Source organism: Pantoea sp. Ap-870 (assembly GCF_011752515.1).
In the GTDB taxonomy this organism is placed as follows: Bacteria; Pseudomonadota; Gammaproteobacteria; order Enterobacterales; family Enterobacteriaceae; genus Pantoea; species Pantoea dispersa.
In genome coordinates, this window is record NZ_VWXG01000002.1 from 521,773 (window position 1) to 535,511 (window position 13,739).

The 13,739-nt window shown below is 57.8% G+C and carries 14 protein-coding genes and 1 riboswitch; of the genes, 7 read left to right on the top strand and 7 right to left on the bottom strand.

The genetic code is table 11. The features are described 5' to 3' along the window. Positions 1 to 7: 7 nt before the first annotated feature. The 4 genes from ddpX (at position 8) to F3J41_RS08605 (ending at position 4,217) form a co-directional block, all read left to right on the top strand. On the top strand, positions 8 to 598 hold the full coding sequence (ddpX, locus tag F3J41_RS08590; protein WP_104093526.1) for a D-alanyl-D-alanine dipeptidase: 591 nt from the start codon (positions 8 to 10) through the stop codon (positions 596 to 598). 73 nt (positions 599 to 671) lie between these two features. Beyond that, positions 672 to 801: riboswitch (TPP riboswitch) on the top strand. Positions 802 to 869: 68 nt separating this feature from the next. Continuing rightward, a complete protein-coding gene (locus F3J41_RS08595) occupies positions 870 to 1,979 on the top strand; it encodes a long-chain fatty acid--CoA ligase (RefSeq protein WP_104093527.1) in 1,110 nt (369 codons plus the stop codon). Next, the gene (locus F3J41_RS08600; RefSeq protein WP_104093528.1) at positions 1,976 to 3,424 is read left to right on the top strand and encodes an acyl-CoA reductase; all 1,449 of its coding nucleotides are present in this window, start codon (positions 1,976 to 1,978) and stop codon (positions 3,422 to 3,424) included. The genes F3J41_RS08595 and F3J41_RS08600 overlap by 4 nt, the downstream gene beginning before the upstream one ends. Positions 3,425 to 3,443: 19 nt before the next feature. After that, positions 3,444 to 4,217, top strand: a complete 774-nt coding sequence (locus F3J41_RS08605) for an SDR family oxidoreductase (protein ID WP_059011983.1) — start codon at positions 3,444 to 3,446, stop codon at positions 4,215 to 4,217. 59 nt (positions 4,218 to 4,276) lie between these two features. Here F3J41_RS08605 and F3J41_RS08610 read toward each other — a convergent pair whose 3' ends face one another. Further along, positions 4,277 to 4,609 carry a four-helix bundle copper-binding protein gene (locus tag F3J41_RS08610; protein ID WP_058781368.1) on the bottom strand — a complete coding sequence of 111 codons (333 nt, stop codon included), beginning with the start codon at positions 4,607 to 4,609 and terminating at the stop codon, positions 4,277 to 4,279. A gap of 495 nt (positions 4,610 to 5,104) precedes the next feature. After that, on the bottom strand, positions 5,105 to 5,269 hold the full coding sequence (locus F3J41_RS08615; protein WP_010615780.1) for a general stress protein: 165 nt from the start codon (positions 5,267 to 5,269) through the stop codon (positions 5,105 to 5,107). Positions 5,270 to 5,759: 490 nt separating this feature from the next. Here F3J41_RS08615 and F3J41_RS08620 point away from each other — a divergent pair, with 490 nt between their 5' ends. Continuing rightward, positions 5,760 to 6,266 carry a DUF892 family protein gene (locus tag F3J41_RS08620; RefSeq protein ID WP_058770487.1) on the top strand — a complete coding sequence of 169 codons (507 nt, stop codon included), beginning with the start codon at positions 5,760 to 5,762 and terminating at the stop codon, positions 6,264 to 6,266. An 18-nt stretch (positions 6,267 to 6,284) separates the two neighbouring features. Here F3J41_RS08620 and F3J41_RS08625 read toward each other — a convergent pair whose 3' ends face one another. Continuing rightward, positions 6,285 to 7,247 (bottom strand): PDR/VanB family oxidoreductase, encoded by a 963-nt coding sequence (locus F3J41_RS08625; protein WP_166710680.1) that lies wholly within the window; start codon positions 7,245 to 7,247, stop codon positions 6,285 to 6,287. A gap of 10 nt (positions 7,248 to 7,257) precedes the next feature. Next, entirely contained in the window at positions 7,258 to 8,289 is a 1,032-nt protein-coding gene (hpxD, locus tag F3J41_RS08630; protein WP_166710682.1) for a molybdenum cofactor-independent xanthine hydroxylase subunit HpxD, read from the bottom strand. Between the two features lie 137 nt (positions 8,290 to 8,426). On the opposite strand from hpxD, the gene F3J41_RS08635 reads away from it, so the two are divergent. Continuing rightward, the gene (locus F3J41_RS08635) at positions 8,427 to 9,353 is read left to right on the top strand and encodes a LysR family transcriptional regulator (RefSeq protein WP_021508717.1); all 927 of its coding nucleotides are present in this window, start codon (positions 8,427 to 8,429) and stop codon (positions 9,351 to 9,353) included. Positions 9,354 to 9,359: 6 nt separating this feature from the next. Here F3J41_RS08635 and F3J41_RS08640 read toward each other — a convergent pair whose 3' ends face one another. The 3 genes from F3J41_RS08640 to F3J41_RS08650 all read right to left on the bottom strand — a co-directional run bounded on the left by F3J41_RS08640 (position 9,360) and on the right by F3J41_RS08650 (position 11,981). Beyond that, a complete protein-coding gene (locus F3J41_RS08640; RefSeq protein WP_211075143.1) occupies positions 9,360 to 10,685 on the bottom strand; it encodes an MFS transporter in 1,326 nt (441 codons plus the stop codon). 268 nt (positions 10,686 to 10,953) lie between these two features. Beyond that, entirely contained in the window at positions 10,954 to 11,739 is a 786-nt protein-coding gene (gene map, locus F3J41_RS08645; protein WP_150059739.1) for a type I methionyl aminopeptidase, read from the bottom strand. After that, a complete protein-coding gene (locus F3J41_RS08650; RefSeq protein WP_010615787.1) occupies positions 11,736 to 11,981 on the bottom strand; it encodes a ParD-like family protein in 246 nt (81 codons plus the stop codon). Before F3J41_RS08650 ends, map begins: the two co-directional genes overlap by 4 nt. Positions 11,982 to 12,272: 291 nt before the next feature. Here F3J41_RS08650 and F3J41_RS08655 point away from each other — a divergent pair, with 291 nt between their 5' ends. Further along, complete coding sequence (locus F3J41_RS08655; protein ID WP_166710684.1) at positions 12,273 to 13,496, top strand: nitrate regulatory protein; 1,224 nt, start codon at positions 12,273 to 12,275, stop codon at positions 13,494 to 13,496. Positions 13,497 to 13,739 lie beyond the last annotated feature (243 nt).

Genomic DNA, 13,739 nt, shown 5'->3' on the forward strand with positions numbered 1-13,739 from the left:
ATGTACAGTGCAGGACGTTGAATTAATCGATTTGGCTGCCACCTTGCCGGGCCTGATGTTTGATCTGAAATACGCCACCGTCGATAACATCGCCGGGTATGCTATTTATCGCGACGCGCAGGCGCTGCTGCATCCGGATGCCGCCGCCGCGCTGCGCCGCAGCTGCGATATCGCCCGGCTGGCGGGATTTCGCCTGCTGGTGCTGGACGCGTATCGTCCGCAGCAGGCGCAGTGGCACTTGTGGGATGCCTGTCCGGACGCGGATTATGTGGTGCCACCGGCGCGGGGCTCGAATCACAGCCGTGGCGTGGCGATCGATGTGACGCTGGTGGATGAGGCGGACAACATTCTGGAAATGGGGACCGGGTTTGACGACATGTCTGCTGAGTCGCACCCGTTCCATCCCAACGTGCCGCAGCAGGCGCAGCGCCATCGCCTGTTGCTGAACGCCATCATGCTCGGCGGCGGTTTTGTCGGCATGCCCACCGAATGGTGGCACTTTGAACTGCCGGATGCGCAAAACTATCCGCTGCTCAGCGATCGCTTTGCCTGCGTCAGCCGGGCTGATCGCGCTCCTGTGAATGATATTGCGCGTTAATAATCGCGTTGCTGAAGCGGGGGTTCTGCGCCTTCCCGCCTTGACATGCCCTCCGTTCCGACCCCAGAATGCAGCTTGTTCCAAGGGGTGCCCTGTTAGAGGGCTGAGATTCTACCCGCGCGGCTGTCACGGCCGGCAACGTAGTGACCCTCTGAACCTGATCCGGCTAATACCGGCGTAGGGATGTGGAACCGGGGTCACTGCACGCCCTCATTCCCTCTTTGCGCCTTTCTGCGAATTCTGCGCATCACTCAGCCCCTGGCTGGCCGTTATGCCGCAGTCCAAAGAGGGCACCTTCATGACCGAAGCGTCAATCATTGCCGCGCTGCTGGCATTTATGCAGCGCCAGGAAACCACCGAAGCGGATTTCAACCAGCTGGCGCTGCAGCTGTTCGCGTGGCAATTCGAACACAATCTCCCTTACGCCCGTTTCTCCCGCCAGCGCGGCCGTACGCCGCTGACGGTCAAACAGTGGCGGCAGATTCCGGCGGTGCCGATTACGGCGTTTAAAGATCTGACGCTGAGCTGCCGTCCGGCGGCGGAGATTCCCCACATCTTTATGACCAGCGGCACCACGGGGACCGGCCGGGGGCGCAGCTATCACCCCACGCTGGCGGTTTACGATCGCTCGATGCTGATCAATTTCCGCCAGCGCTTTATGGCCGGATATCCGCGCCTGCCGATGGCGATCCTGTTTCCGCACAGCAGCGAGCTGCCCAACTCTTCGCTGGCCCATTATTTGACGCTGGCGATGCAAGAATGTGGCACGCCAGACAGCGAAGTGATGGTGGATGCGCAGGGGCTGAAACTGCCGCGTCTGATCGCCGCGCTGGAGCAGGCGCAGGCCAGCGGCCAACCCTATGCCCTGCTGGGTGCCAGCTACAGTTTTGTCCACCTGCTGGACGAACTGGCGCGTCAGCAGCGGCGTTTCAGGCTGCCGCCGGGCAGCCGCATCCTCGACACCGGGGGTTTTAAGGGCCAGTCGCGTGAAGTTGCGGCGGAAGCGTTTTATAGCGCGCTGCAGCAGACGCTCGGCGTGCCGCGTTCGCACTGCATCAATATGTACGGCATGACTGAACTCAGCACGCAGTTTTACGATTCCGGCAATGAAATCTGCCCGCCGGTGAAATCCGGACCGCACTGGATCCGCACGCGCGTGGTTAATCCGCTGACCGGTGCGGACGTGCCGGAAGGTGAGACAGGCGTACTGGTGCATCACGATCTCGCCCATTTCAATTCTGTTTCCGCGATTCTGACCGAAGATGCCGGCGTGATGGTGCCCGGCGGGTTTCAGCTGCTGGGGCGCGTCGCGGGCGCGGATGCCAAAGGCTGCTCGCTGGCGATGGAATCGTTTCTCGCTGCTGCGCAGGCACGGGCATGAAACTGTATGCCGGCCATCTGCCGGGCATCCGCCACAGCGAGGTGGCGTGGCACAGCCTGCACTTTGGCCAGCAAGGCAGCACGCTGGAAGTGTGCGTGCCGGTGCTGTCCGAGGCGCAGATTGCCACGCTGGCGGCCAGCGTACGCGATAACGCGCGCCGCTACCTGCACACCCTGAGCGTAGCGCGCATCACCGCGTTGATTGATGAAGCCATCGCGCGCCTGCTTGACCGTTCGCACCCGTTGCGCCAGCAGGCGGAGCGGTTGCTGCCGCTGGTTACCGGCTATGACGCCGGGATGCTGCGGCTCGGTTTAACCGGCTATCTCAAAACCTTCCGTGAACCGCAGCTGCGGCGTTTTCTGGCGGAAGATTTCGGCAACGTGCAGATGCTGGACGATTTTCAGCCGCGGCCAAAAGGCGGCTTTGCCCGCGCGTTTGGTCCGCAGCTGTTGCTGCAGGTCTGGGCCGGCAATGTGCCGGGTTTGCCACTGTGGAGCCTGATTGCCGGCCTGCTGGTAAAGGCGGGAAGCGTGGGCAAAGTGGCGAGCGCTGAGCCGCTGATGGCGGGCTGGTTCGCCCAGCTGCTGGCGGAGATCGATCCGCAGCTGGGCGACTGTCTCGCCGTCGTATGGTGGCAGGGCGGTGATGAACGCACTGAGCAGCAGTGGTTCCGCCAGGCAGATGTAGTGATGGCTTATGGCGGAGAAGCCGCGCTGACGGCGATGCAGCGGCGTCTGCCGCCAGCCACGCGCTTTCTGCCGCATGGCCACAAAATCAGCTTTGGCATGGTGGCGCGCTCGGCGCTGGACGTGCGGCGCGGTCCGGCGCTGGCGCGTCAGGTGGCTTACGATGTGATGCGCTATGACCAGGCCGGCTGTTACTCGCCGCAGGCGCTGTTTATTGAGCGCGGTGGCCGGGTGTCGCCGCAGGATTTTGCTGCTTACCTCGCCCATGAACTTGCCGCGCTGGCACAGCGCTATCCGCGCGCGACGCTGACGCTGGGTGAAAGTCAGGCTGTGGCCGCATGGCGCAACGCGGAGGAAATGCGTGCGCTGAGCGGTGACCGCACGCTGTACGGTGATGAGCACGATGCCTGGGCGGTGGTGTACGTCGATAAGCCGGAGCCGTTACAACCGGGCGCGCTCGGACGCACGCTGAAGGTGATTGCCGTGGATACGCTGGAGGAGACGGTAAGCTGGGTAGCCGCGCAGCGCGCGTATCTGCAAAGCGTTGGCCTCGCGGCCGCGCCCGAGGTGCTGTTTCGGCTGGCGGCGCAGCTCGGTGCGGCGGGCGTCACGCGCATCACGGCGCTGGGTAACATGACTTCACCGGAGGCGGGCTGGCATCACGATGGCCGCTTTAGCCTGCTGGATCTGGTCACCCTGTGCGAAATCGAACAGGCGGCGGAAACCGCCGCTGAACACTATGCGCCCTATCTTGACTGAGCGGGCGTGGAGAAACGCAATGAAATTCAGCAATCACACCGTGCTGGTGACCGGCGCCAGCCGCGGTATTGGCGCCGCCATTGCCCAGGCCTTTGCCGCCGAAGGCGCGTTTGTCGTGGTGAACTATTTACGTAATCACGACGCCGCTGCGCAGGTGGTGGCGGCCTGTGAAGCACAGGGCGGGGGGGCACTGGCGATTGCCGCCGATGTGACCTGTGCCGCACAGGTAGCCGATATGATGCAGCAGATCGACGCCGCCACCGGCCGACTGGATGTGGTGGTGAACAATGCCTTCGCACCTTATCGCTTCGATCCGGACCAGCGCCAGCGCTTCTGGGAAACGTCCTGGTCCGCTTACCAGACGCAGTTTGATGGCGCAGTGAACGCCTGCTACAACGTGTGTCAGGCGGCCTTGCCGCTGATGCGCCGCCGCGCGCGCGGCAGTATCATCAATCTGGTGAGTGATTTGATCGCCCGGCCAGCGGTGGCTTATCACGACTATATCACCGCAAAAACCGCGCTGACGGGCTTTAGCCGGACGCTGGCGGCCGAACTGGGGGCGCTGGGTATTCGGGTGAACTGCGTGGCGCCGGGACTGGTGTATCCCACCGATGCCAGTCAGCATACGCCAGAAGCGGTACGCCATGCGCTGACAGCGCAAACGCCGCTCGGACGACTGGCGCGCGCTGCGGATATCACCGGGCCGGTGCTGTTTCTGGCATCAGCATGGAGCGAATTTGTCACCGGCCAGACGCTGTATGTCGATGGCGGGTTGGTGATGCAGGATCATTAAGCCAGGTCGCCAGTCGCTGCACTGGCGACCTGCCACCGCCCTCCCGGTACCTCAATCCGTTATTCCGCCATGCCCACCGTCATGCAGCTATCTGCGCACTGCAGGCAAATTTCTGCACAGGTCTGACAGTGTGGATGCTGGTGCTTCTGGCACTCCCAACCGGCCAGCTGACAGGCCATCGACGTGATGGTACAGAGCTGCTCGCTCAGTTCACTCTGGGCAGCCAGCAGTTGGGCGGTTACGCGACACAGCGCCGCGCACTGCTGATTCAGGCTAATGCAGACGCTCATCTCACTGGCGTCAGCGTCCAGCAGACAGGCGGCTGCACATTGGTCGCAGGCGGTCGCGCAGCGATAGCACAGCGCAATACAGTCATTGAGGTCAGCGTTCATGCGTTTCCCTTAGCGTCAGGTTAATAGCGACGCAATAGTGAGCGTGAATGGAGAATTTAGCTAAAAGCGGGGTGATATCAAGCGGATAGCGGGTAATTAATCCATGTAAGGTGCATTGCGTATGCAATAATTCCTTAAATATTGCGGAGTTAGCCAATTGTAAGCTTGTGTATATATATCAGCCCGGGTAATTAACGCAGATTAAATAAAAGTGTACAACTCTGCGTGGCTTGTACAAATATAGGGTGCCTGAAGCTGATAGTTAGATAATCAATGATTTAATTTTGGGATAAATAAACTGAAAAGCGGTCGCTGATAAGCGAAGCGGTAAATAACGCAGGATCGCTGAAGATTTGATCGATTAATTGTTTTCGGATGGGAAAATTACTCTCCTGACAAGGTTAGACGTGCGTTTAAGCGAAGCGTAAACGCGATGTCAGGAGAGCACAGTGCAAAAAGTTATCGAGGTTAAATCAATACAAAGATGGGGAGTAGTTATTTACGACGACTGATCTTTCCTCCCTTCCTGCCGGCTTCAATGGCGCGCTGTGGGTCATTTTTGAAGTTACCACCACTGACCTGACCGCCTTTGCGGCCTGCTTCAGCCGCGCGCTCCTTATCGGCGGCGAAGTTGCCTGAACCCCCACGACGTTGCGTCACTTTTTCTTCCTCTTCAGGTTTCTTCTTTGGATCCTTCATTTTTTCCTCTCTGTTCATACCCGCATGAAGCAAAAATAAATGTAGCGATGTTTTTACCATAATCAAGCCAGGAATAATCTTAACTTTTAATTTACAGCACGTTGGTTGTTTAACGATGAGTCAATTTCAGCTGATTTATTCCGGCAAATCATTTGGGGGGGAATTGTTAACATTTTACTTTCATAAAGGGAAGCGTTCTTTTAGCGGCGCTAATGTGAATTGATGACGTTGTGACAATTAACCGCTGTCGCATTTCTTAAAAACCTTTCTTGCACAGCCCGGCTTGCTTGCTACGTTTAATTAAGTTGTTCGCCTGGACTTAATTAGCGCTTCGCTTATTTTTCAGATAACCAGCCTGAAAGCGATGAGGTCAAAGCGGGCTGCCCGATCAGGGAGCCGTCTCTGACGCCGTTGAGGTAGATCGCCCGTGTCATTCACTTTGGAGCAAACCATGACGAAGGAATCTGTATATCTGGACTGGCTGCGCGATGCGCATGCTATGGAGAAACATGCGGAGAGCCTGCTGAAGGCGGCTGCATCACGTCTGACGGATCATCCCGCGTTGCAGGCGCGTATTGAGCAGTATCTTGAGCAGAGCCGTGACCAGCAGCAGCAGGTGAAAACGCTGCTGCGCCAGTATGACAGCAGCTGGTCGGTGCTGAAGGAGTCGTTAGGCCGGATGTCGGCGGTCGGTCAGGCCGCCAGCGATATGCTGCAGGATGAAGAGGGCATCCGTGTGGCCGTCAGCAGCTACGTGTTCTGTAACTATAAAATCGCCACCTACTCGACGTTGCTGGTGGCCGCAGAGCAGGCGGAAGAGGGGGAGGATGTCAGGATTGTGCGGCGCATTCTGCAGCAGGAAAGCCAGATGGCCAGCTGGCTGCTGCAACTGCTGCCACAGGCGGCAGAGGAAGCCATTGTGCTACGTACGGAACCTGAGCTTTCCGGCACGGATTAAGTCATTCTGCGGCGCGCCCTAGAGATCAATCACCAGTTCCGCCGATTTGCTGCGCGAGCAGCATAAGGCGATGTACTGCTCCGGGGCGCTTTTTTCGCTGTCAGACTGCACGGTATCGCGGTGATCGATCTCTCCGGCGGTGACCCGCGTCAGGCAGGCGCCGCACATGCCCATCTCGCAGGAGAGCGGAACGTCGACGCCATGCTCCAGCAGCACCGTGGCAATGGTTTTGTCAGGCGGAATGGTACATTGCTGCCCACTGCGTGCCAGCGTCACGGTAAAGCCCTCTTCCGCGCCAGCCGTGCGGGCGGCAGGTTTGAACGCTTCAGCGTGAATATTGGCGCTGTCCCAGCCGCGCGCCAGCGCCTGCTGCTGCATGTGCGTCATAAACCCTTCCGGCCCGCACAGGTACAGATGCGTGTCGGCGGCAGCATCAAGCAGTTCCGCCGGTGGATAATCACGTGCGCTGCGACCTTCGCTGCTATACCAGATTTCACAAAATCCATGCTGAAAACGCTGCGCCAGTTCGGCGGCAAAAGCTTCATCACCGCGCTGGCGCACAAAGTAATGCAGCACAAAAGGCACGGCGGCGGCCTCCAGCGCCAGCGCCATGGCGTACAGCGGCGTAATGCCAATTCCGGCCGCCAGCAAAATGACTTTAGTGGCCGGTTGCAGAGGAAACAGGTTGCGCGGTGGCGAAATCGCAATCGTCTGGCCGGGGCGCAGCGTGTCGTGCACGTAGCGTGATCCCCCGCGTGATTGCCCGTCGCGGGCAATACAGATTTGATAGCCGCGCGCGTCATCGCAGCGTCCGGTCAGTGAGTACTGACGTATCAGACCATCACGCAGATGGACATCAATGTGCGCACCCGGTTGCCAGTCCGGCAGCGGCTGGCCATTTTCCGCCACCAGCGTGACGCTGAGATTGTGACGTCCCTGACGGTACAGGCCATCCACCACCACATTCAGCAGATCACTCATCGTTGCCTCCTTACACCAGGAAAAATTCGCCGAAGCCCATGCGCTTCAGGCCGCGGCGATAAGCAATGGAGCTGCGATCGGCCGGAATATGCGCTTCCAGAGCGAGGTCAAGCGGCAAACGCTCCGGCTGCTGGGTTTCCACCATCAGGCGATCTTCCTCGAACACGCGCTGATTGAAGGCGTGCACCTCTTCGACCGGGATGTGCAGGTCAAAATTACGCGCGATGGGCGCAAACATGCGCGTTTTGCGCGCTGATACCGGCGACGCGGCATTCATGATCACCAGGCGCGATTCGCCGGGGAAATGAATGGTCAGCGTGGCGGTAAACGGCAGATGCATCTCGAAATGACGCAGCCAGCTAAATCCTTCCGGCGCCTGCTGCGGACTGTCAGCGGCAAAGTTACTCACTGAGCTCCAGTAATCCACGGCAAAGCCGGTCTCGGTTTCGACCGGGTTATAGGCAGGTACTACCTGGTTGTTGGGATCGGCGAAGGTTTCGGTGTGCACCCAGGCGAAGTGCGCCACATCCAGAAAACCTTCCACCTGACGTCCGGCAAAGCCGTTGACGTCAAAACCGGGGCAGTTGATCTGTTGAAAACCTGCATCATCCCAGTGCGGCATGGTGGGCAGCAGCGCGGGCTGGTCAGCATCCGGCGCGAGGCACACCCAAATCAGCCCAAAGCGCTCTTCCACCGCGTAACTGATCAGATTGAGCTTGGCCGGAATCGGCTGGTCGGGGCTGGACGGGATGCGATTGCAGCGGCCACCGGCACCGAAGCGCAAGCCGTGATAAGGGCAAATGATACCCTCTTCATCATGAAAACCCAGCGTCAGCGGGACGCCACGATGCGGGCAAACGTCGCGTGCCGCTACCACCTGACCCTGCAGACGATACAGCACCAGCTGCTCGTCAAGCAGCACCGCTTTGGTCGGTGCGCCGGCGATATCACAGGAACGGGCAACCGGATGCCACTGACGCGCCAGACGCAGCCAGTCATCAGGTTCAAACGTGCAGTGTGCGGGAGGCGTAATGTTATTCATGCTGTTGTCCTGTCAGGTGCTCACACAAGGCGAAATAGAAGGCTTCATTTTTGTCAGGACATTGTTAATATGCTTGCTTGTGCAAATCCATCAGCAAGAATGCAGCCAGGTGTTGCAAAAAACCGTACAGGTGAGCAATGAGCCCGTTTTCCCGCTTTGCCGTCTATTTTGCCGAAGTGGCGCGCAGCGGCAGTTTGCGCAAAGCCGCTGAGCAACTGCACGTTTCCGCTTCTGCCATTAACCGGCAGATTCTGCAGGCGGAGGAGAGTTTTGGTACGCCGCTGTTCGAACGTTTGCCGGAAGGGCTGCGCATGACCACCGCCGGAGAATTGCTGTATGACGATGTGATGCGCTGGCAGCGTGAGTTTCGCGTCACGCGGCAGCGTTTCGATGATATACAGGGACTCAAGCGCGGTAACGTCACGGCCGGGCTGGTGCAGTCGCTGACCAAAGGCAGCGTGGCAGACGCCATTGCCGATATCGCACGCCAGCATCAGTGGCTGCGGCTGGAGCTGACGGTGGACAACAGCCACCGCATCAGCCAGATGATTCGCCAGTCGGAAATCGATTTTGGCCTGATTCTCGATCCCGCCGGGCAGAGCGGACTGGAAGTGCTGGCGTTTGCCGAACTGGAGATGGGCGTGGTGATGGCCGCTGACCATCCGCTCAGCACGAGGCCGCTGCTGTCGCTCAGCGAACTCAGTCATGAGCGACACATTGTGCCTGGCGCCGCGCTGGTGGTCCACGAACGTGTCGATGCGCTGTACCGCAAGCAGGGCCTGGCGCCGGAAAACATTATCGCCTGTAACGACATCCGCCTGATTCGCAGCCTGATCGCGCAGGGCACCGGCATCAGCGTGCTGAGCCTGCTGGACGTAATGACCGAGGTGCAGGAGAACCAGCTCTGCTTTGTACCGCTCAGGCACAGCGTGATGCGACCGCTGACCCTGGCGCTGTGTACTGCGCCGTCGCGCCAGCTGTCGCGGGCGGCGCAGATGGTGATTCAGCGCATGACCGAGGTGATAGAGGCGATGGCCAGCGTCAGGCCCGCAGGCGGGCCGTAATCACGTTCAGTGCCCGGTTTCGGCATGCGGTGCGCGGGTTTTGCTGGCACCGGCACCGCCCGATGGACGGGCGATAATAATACCGAGAATACCGCCGGCAATCAGCGCCATCGCCACAATCAGCAATCCTGAGTGATAACTCTGCGTCGCATCTTTCATTTTTCCCAGCAGCGGCGGTAAACCCAGTCCGACAAAGTTTGCCACCGTATTGATAAAGGCAATCGATGCCGCAGCGGCTACGCCAGCTAATTTTTCTGTGGTCACGGCCCAGAATATTGGCGTCAGGGCAAAGTTAAGCCCGACGGTCAAGACCAGCAAAATATAGGCGAGGAGCAGGCTGCCAGAATAAATCGCACCGGTTAATGCCAGGCCCGATAAAATTAATGGCAAGCCCATATGCCAGGCGCGTTCACCGCTGCGATCGGAATGGCGTCCGTTTAAATACATAAATACGCAGGCCATCACAAAGGGCAGGGCGGATAACAGGCTGATAATAAAATTGCTCTGCTCTGCGGCCATGCTTTTAATAATCAACGGCATGAACAACGTAATGCCGATGGAGCCGAACGCCTGTAAAAACCACACCAGACTGAGCAATAACACCGTACGATCTTTTAATGCCTGCAGCCAGGAGTGGTTCTTATTCAGGGTAACACCCAGATTGTCCTGTTCGAGGCGCTGACGCAGCCAGTGTTTTTGCGGTATAGTTAACCAGACAGCATCGTCGGGCTTATCGGGTAAGCGCCACAGCACCAGACAACCAAGCACCACTGCGGGAATGCCTTCCAGCGCGAAAAGCCAGCGCCAGCCTGCGATATCGGCAATGCCATGCATATTGAGAATGGCACCGGAAATGGGCAGACCAATAATCGACGCGCCCACCGATCCCATATAAAAGAAAGACATTGCCCGTGCGCGGTTACTTTTAGGGAACCAGCAGGAAATATAATAGATAATACCCGGCGCAAAACCGGCTTCGGCCATACCGAGTAAAAAACGCATCACATATAACTGATTGGCGCTATGAACCAGCGCCATGCCGGTACTGACAATACCCCAGGTAATCATAATGCGCGCTATCCAGCGCCGGGCGCCGACTTTGGTCATAATGACATTGCTGGGAATTTCAAACAGAATGTAGGAAATATAGAACATGCCGACACCGAGGCCGTACATGCTGGTGGTAAGCCCGAGATCGGCATTCATTTGCAGCGCAGCGATAGAGATATTGGTTTTATCGAGATTAGCGACAAAATAACAGATCACGATAAACGGGATGATGCGCTTATTTAATTGACTCAACGTAGAACCAGAAACATCGGAACTTATCATATCCACCTCGTCACGCAGCATTACGCCACTCCGCGCCGGCAGACGGGCGCAAGGGTAGCGATGTCATGAATGATCTGTTTCGCTTGCTAAGCAATAAATGAAGTGCAGCCGAAAATAAAAATCATTTTATTTCGGCCACGCGGCAGCATTAACTATGCCGATAGTGATGTTGCACATGAGCGATATAAATCGTCATGAGTAAGCAGTGTAGTACAATCTATTTTGATTGTACTACAATACAGATCACAGATTGGACGATTGGCAGATGTTAAACGATCGCGGCGTAATCACCGGTCCCCTCCGGCCAGGGTGTGAGCAAGTCGAAGCCGGTATCCGTGACGGCAACAGTGTGCTCCCACTGCGCGGACAGGGAGCGATCTTTGGTCACCACCGTCCAGCCATCGGACAGCACGCTGGTGCCCGCTTTACCGGCGTTAATCATGGGCTCAATGGTAAAAATCATGCCAGCCTGCAGCGCCAGCCCCTGGCCCGGCGTGCCGTAATGCAGGATTTGTGGATCGCCGTGGTAGATCTCGCCAACGCCGTGACCGCAATACTCGCGGACCACGGAAAACCCGGCCTTTTCAGCGACCTGCTGAATAGCCGCACCGATATCGCCCAGCGTGGCACCGGGTTTCACCACCCGAATGCCTGCCACCATTGATTCATACGTCACGTCAACCAGGCGCTTAGCGCGTACCGAAGGTTGACCGACGAAATACATGCGGCTGGTGTCGCCGTACCAGCCGTCTTTGATGACCGCCACGTCGATATTGACGATGTCGCCGTCTTTGAGCTTTTTCTCGCCCGGAATCCCGTGGCACACCACGTGATTAACCGAGGTGCAAACGGTACGGGTGTAACCCTGATAGCCAATGTTAGCCGGAATGACCTTTAGCTCATTGACAATATAGTCATGACAGCGGCGATCCAGTTCATCGGTGGTAACGCCGGGTTTCACCCAGGGCGCGATCATCTCCAGGACTTTGGCGGCGGCGTGACCGGCGGCGCGCGCCCGTTCAATTTCTTCAGCGGTATGCAGTTTAATACTCATTGCGCGATTCCCTGCGGAATAAAGGAAGGTTGGTCAAGCAGCTGCGCCAGTTCAGCGCCGCCATCACGTTCGACCCGCATCAGCAGGCGTGTCAGTTCCTGATGGCTGAGCTGCGGATAAAGTTCGGCCAGCATGCCGATTTTCATCCAGTGCTCCGCCTGCGCGTTGATCGAACGACTGAGCGCCGTGCTGGCGATGCGCAGGTTCTCATGCATTAAATCCGAAATTTTGACGATACCCATAGCTGGCCTTTATATGAAACGTATATGATATGTATATAGCATATCCACAACGGCATGATTTGCAAGGTCAGATTTTCAGCTGTGCGTAAATTTGCGAAATTTGTCAGAAAATCAAATACATTGTTTAGACCACTACGTTCTCGTCTCCACGCGGACCGGGATACTTTTTGGTCATAGAAAGATTTTTATGACCGGGCAGCCGCTGCGATTCTCGTGAAGAGAAATGAGGTGATACGAAAACGGCACGGCTTTTGCTTGACTCACTTTTTGGCATCAAAGGGTGGGGGAGCAATGGATGACGCACTGAGTTGGTTACAGGCCTCAAGGCAAAGCGATATTGCCAGCCTGCAACGCCTTCGCCAGACCGGCAAACTCATTACCACCGTCAGCGAGCTGGTGCATCAGCTTCAGCGCGAGCGGGGGGCGAGCAATCTGTGGATATGTTCAGAAGGCAGGCTTTACGGCGAGCAACGGCTCGCCAGTGAGCAGGATGTGACGCGCTGCCAACGGGATTTTTGCCAGGCCTTACCCAGGGTTGAAGCCCAGCCGGGATACAGCCGCTTCTGCAACCTGATCGCCGCCGCGCTGCAGGCCCTGGCCGGATTACCGGCGTTGCGCCAGCAGATTACGCAACAGCAGATCGCGCACGCGCAGGCCGTTGCGGCGTTCAGTACCATTATCCGTAGCTTACTGAACCTGGTTTTTGAGGCCGCCGACACCGCCAGCCATCCTGACATTACCCGCGCGCTCATTGCGCTGTTCAGCTTTATGCAGGGCAAAGAGCTGACGGGACAGGAACGCGCCCTGGGAGCGGCCGGCTTTGCTGCCGGACAATTCAGCGCGGAGCAGCGCAGCGCCATGGTGGCCTTAATTGAAGCACAGGAACAAAGCTTTTCGACCTTCCAGCAGTTTGCCGATGAGGCGGTTTTACACCACTGGCAGCCGCTGGCGCAGGCCAGTCGTGAAATTGAACGACTGCGACGCATTGCCTGTACCGACGGTCGGCGGGACAACAGTGGCGCGCTGCACTGGTTTTCGCTGCTGTCACAGCGCATCGACCAAATGAAATTGCTGGAGGATCGGCTGTCAGCCACGCTGATGTTGCGCTGCCGCGAGGCGATCGCACTGGCACAGCATCAGGCAGCTGAACCTCTGCATGTGGCGCAGTCGGGCTGCGATTTTACATTATATGTCTCCGGGGTGGACTGGCTGCCCACCGAGTCCGGTGCGCTGAACAGCGACGGGCTGGCACCCCAGCTGGGTCGTTCACTGCTGTCGTTGATCACGGAGCAGTCTCAGCGTTTACAGCATCAGGCCAATGAGCTGGCCACCCTGCGCGCCACGCTGGAAGAGCGCAAACTGCTCGACCAGGCCAAAACCTGGCTGATGCAGCAGCATGGGCTGAGTGAAGAGCACGCCTGGCAACGGCTGCGTAAAAGCGCGATGGATCAGAATAAACGGCTACCGGAAATCGCCCAGGCGATCGTCACGGTGGCAGCCACAATGAAGAGATAACTCTAAAGCGTTAGCTGCACAATGCTTGTGCGTATTCTGCGTCAAAAACGTGCAAAATCGGTTAAAAAACCAGCCCGGGGAAAGCCCTGATCGCCACGCGCAGGGCCGTTTCAAAGCTGGCATGCAGTTTGCTTTACCCTATTAAGTGTATGCATTAGCTTTGCCAACGGCGGTAAAGCGAGTGCTTTTGGATAAAGGCGTCCATCTCCCTGTGAAAGCAGTGGAGAGGACGTCTTTTTTTTA

Excerpts from the sequence above, each read along its gene's own strand:
- F3J41_RS08640 (WP_211075143.1), bottom strand. The coding sequence starts at position 10,685 with ATGATAAGTTCCGATGTTTCTGGTTCTACGTTGAGTCAATTAAATAAG.
- F3J41_RS08600 (WP_104093528.1), top strand. The coding sequence starts at position 1,976 with ATGAAACTGTATGCCGGCCATCTGCCGGGCATCCGCCACAGCGAGGTG.
- F3J41_RS08635 (WP_021508717.1), top strand. The coding sequence starts at position 8,427 with ATGAGCCCGTTTTCCCGCTTTGCCGTCTATTTTGCCGAAGTGGCGCGC.
- F3J41_RS08625 (WP_166710680.1), bottom strand. The coding sequence starts at position 7,247 with ATGAGTGATCTGCTGAATGTGGTGGTGGATGGCCTGTACCGTCAGGGA.
- F3J41_RS08610 (WP_058781368.1), bottom strand. The coding sequence starts at position 4,609 with ATGAACGCTGACCTCAATGACTGTATTGCGCTGTGCTATCGCTGCGCG.
- F3J41_RS08620 (WP_058770487.1), top strand. The coding sequence starts at position 5,760 with ATGACGAAGGAATCTGTATATCTGGACTGGCTGCGCGATGCGCATGCT.
- F3J41_RS08605 (WP_059011983.1), top strand. The coding sequence starts at position 3,444 with ATGAAATTCAGCAATCACACCGTGCTGGTGACCGGCGCCAGCCGCGGT.
- F3J41_RS08655 (WP_166710684.1), top strand. The coding sequence starts at position 12,273 with ATGGATGACGCACTGAGTTGGTTACAGGCCTCAAGGCAAAGCGATATT.
- hpxD (WP_166710682.1), bottom strand. The coding sequence starts at position 8,289 with ATGAATAACATTACGCCTCCCGCACACTGCACGTTTGAACCTGATGAC.
- map (WP_150059739.1), bottom strand. The coding sequence starts at position 11,739 with ATGAGTATTAAACTGCATACCGCTGAAGAAATTGAACGGGCGCGCGCC.
- F3J41_RS08650 (WP_010615787.1), bottom strand. The coding sequence starts at position 11,981 with ATGGGTATCGTCAAAATTTCGGATTTAATGCATGAGAACCTGCGCATC.
- F3J41_RS08595 (WP_104093527.1), top strand. The coding sequence starts at position 870 with ATGCCGCAGTCCAAAGAGGGCACCTTCATGACCGAAGCGTCAATCATT.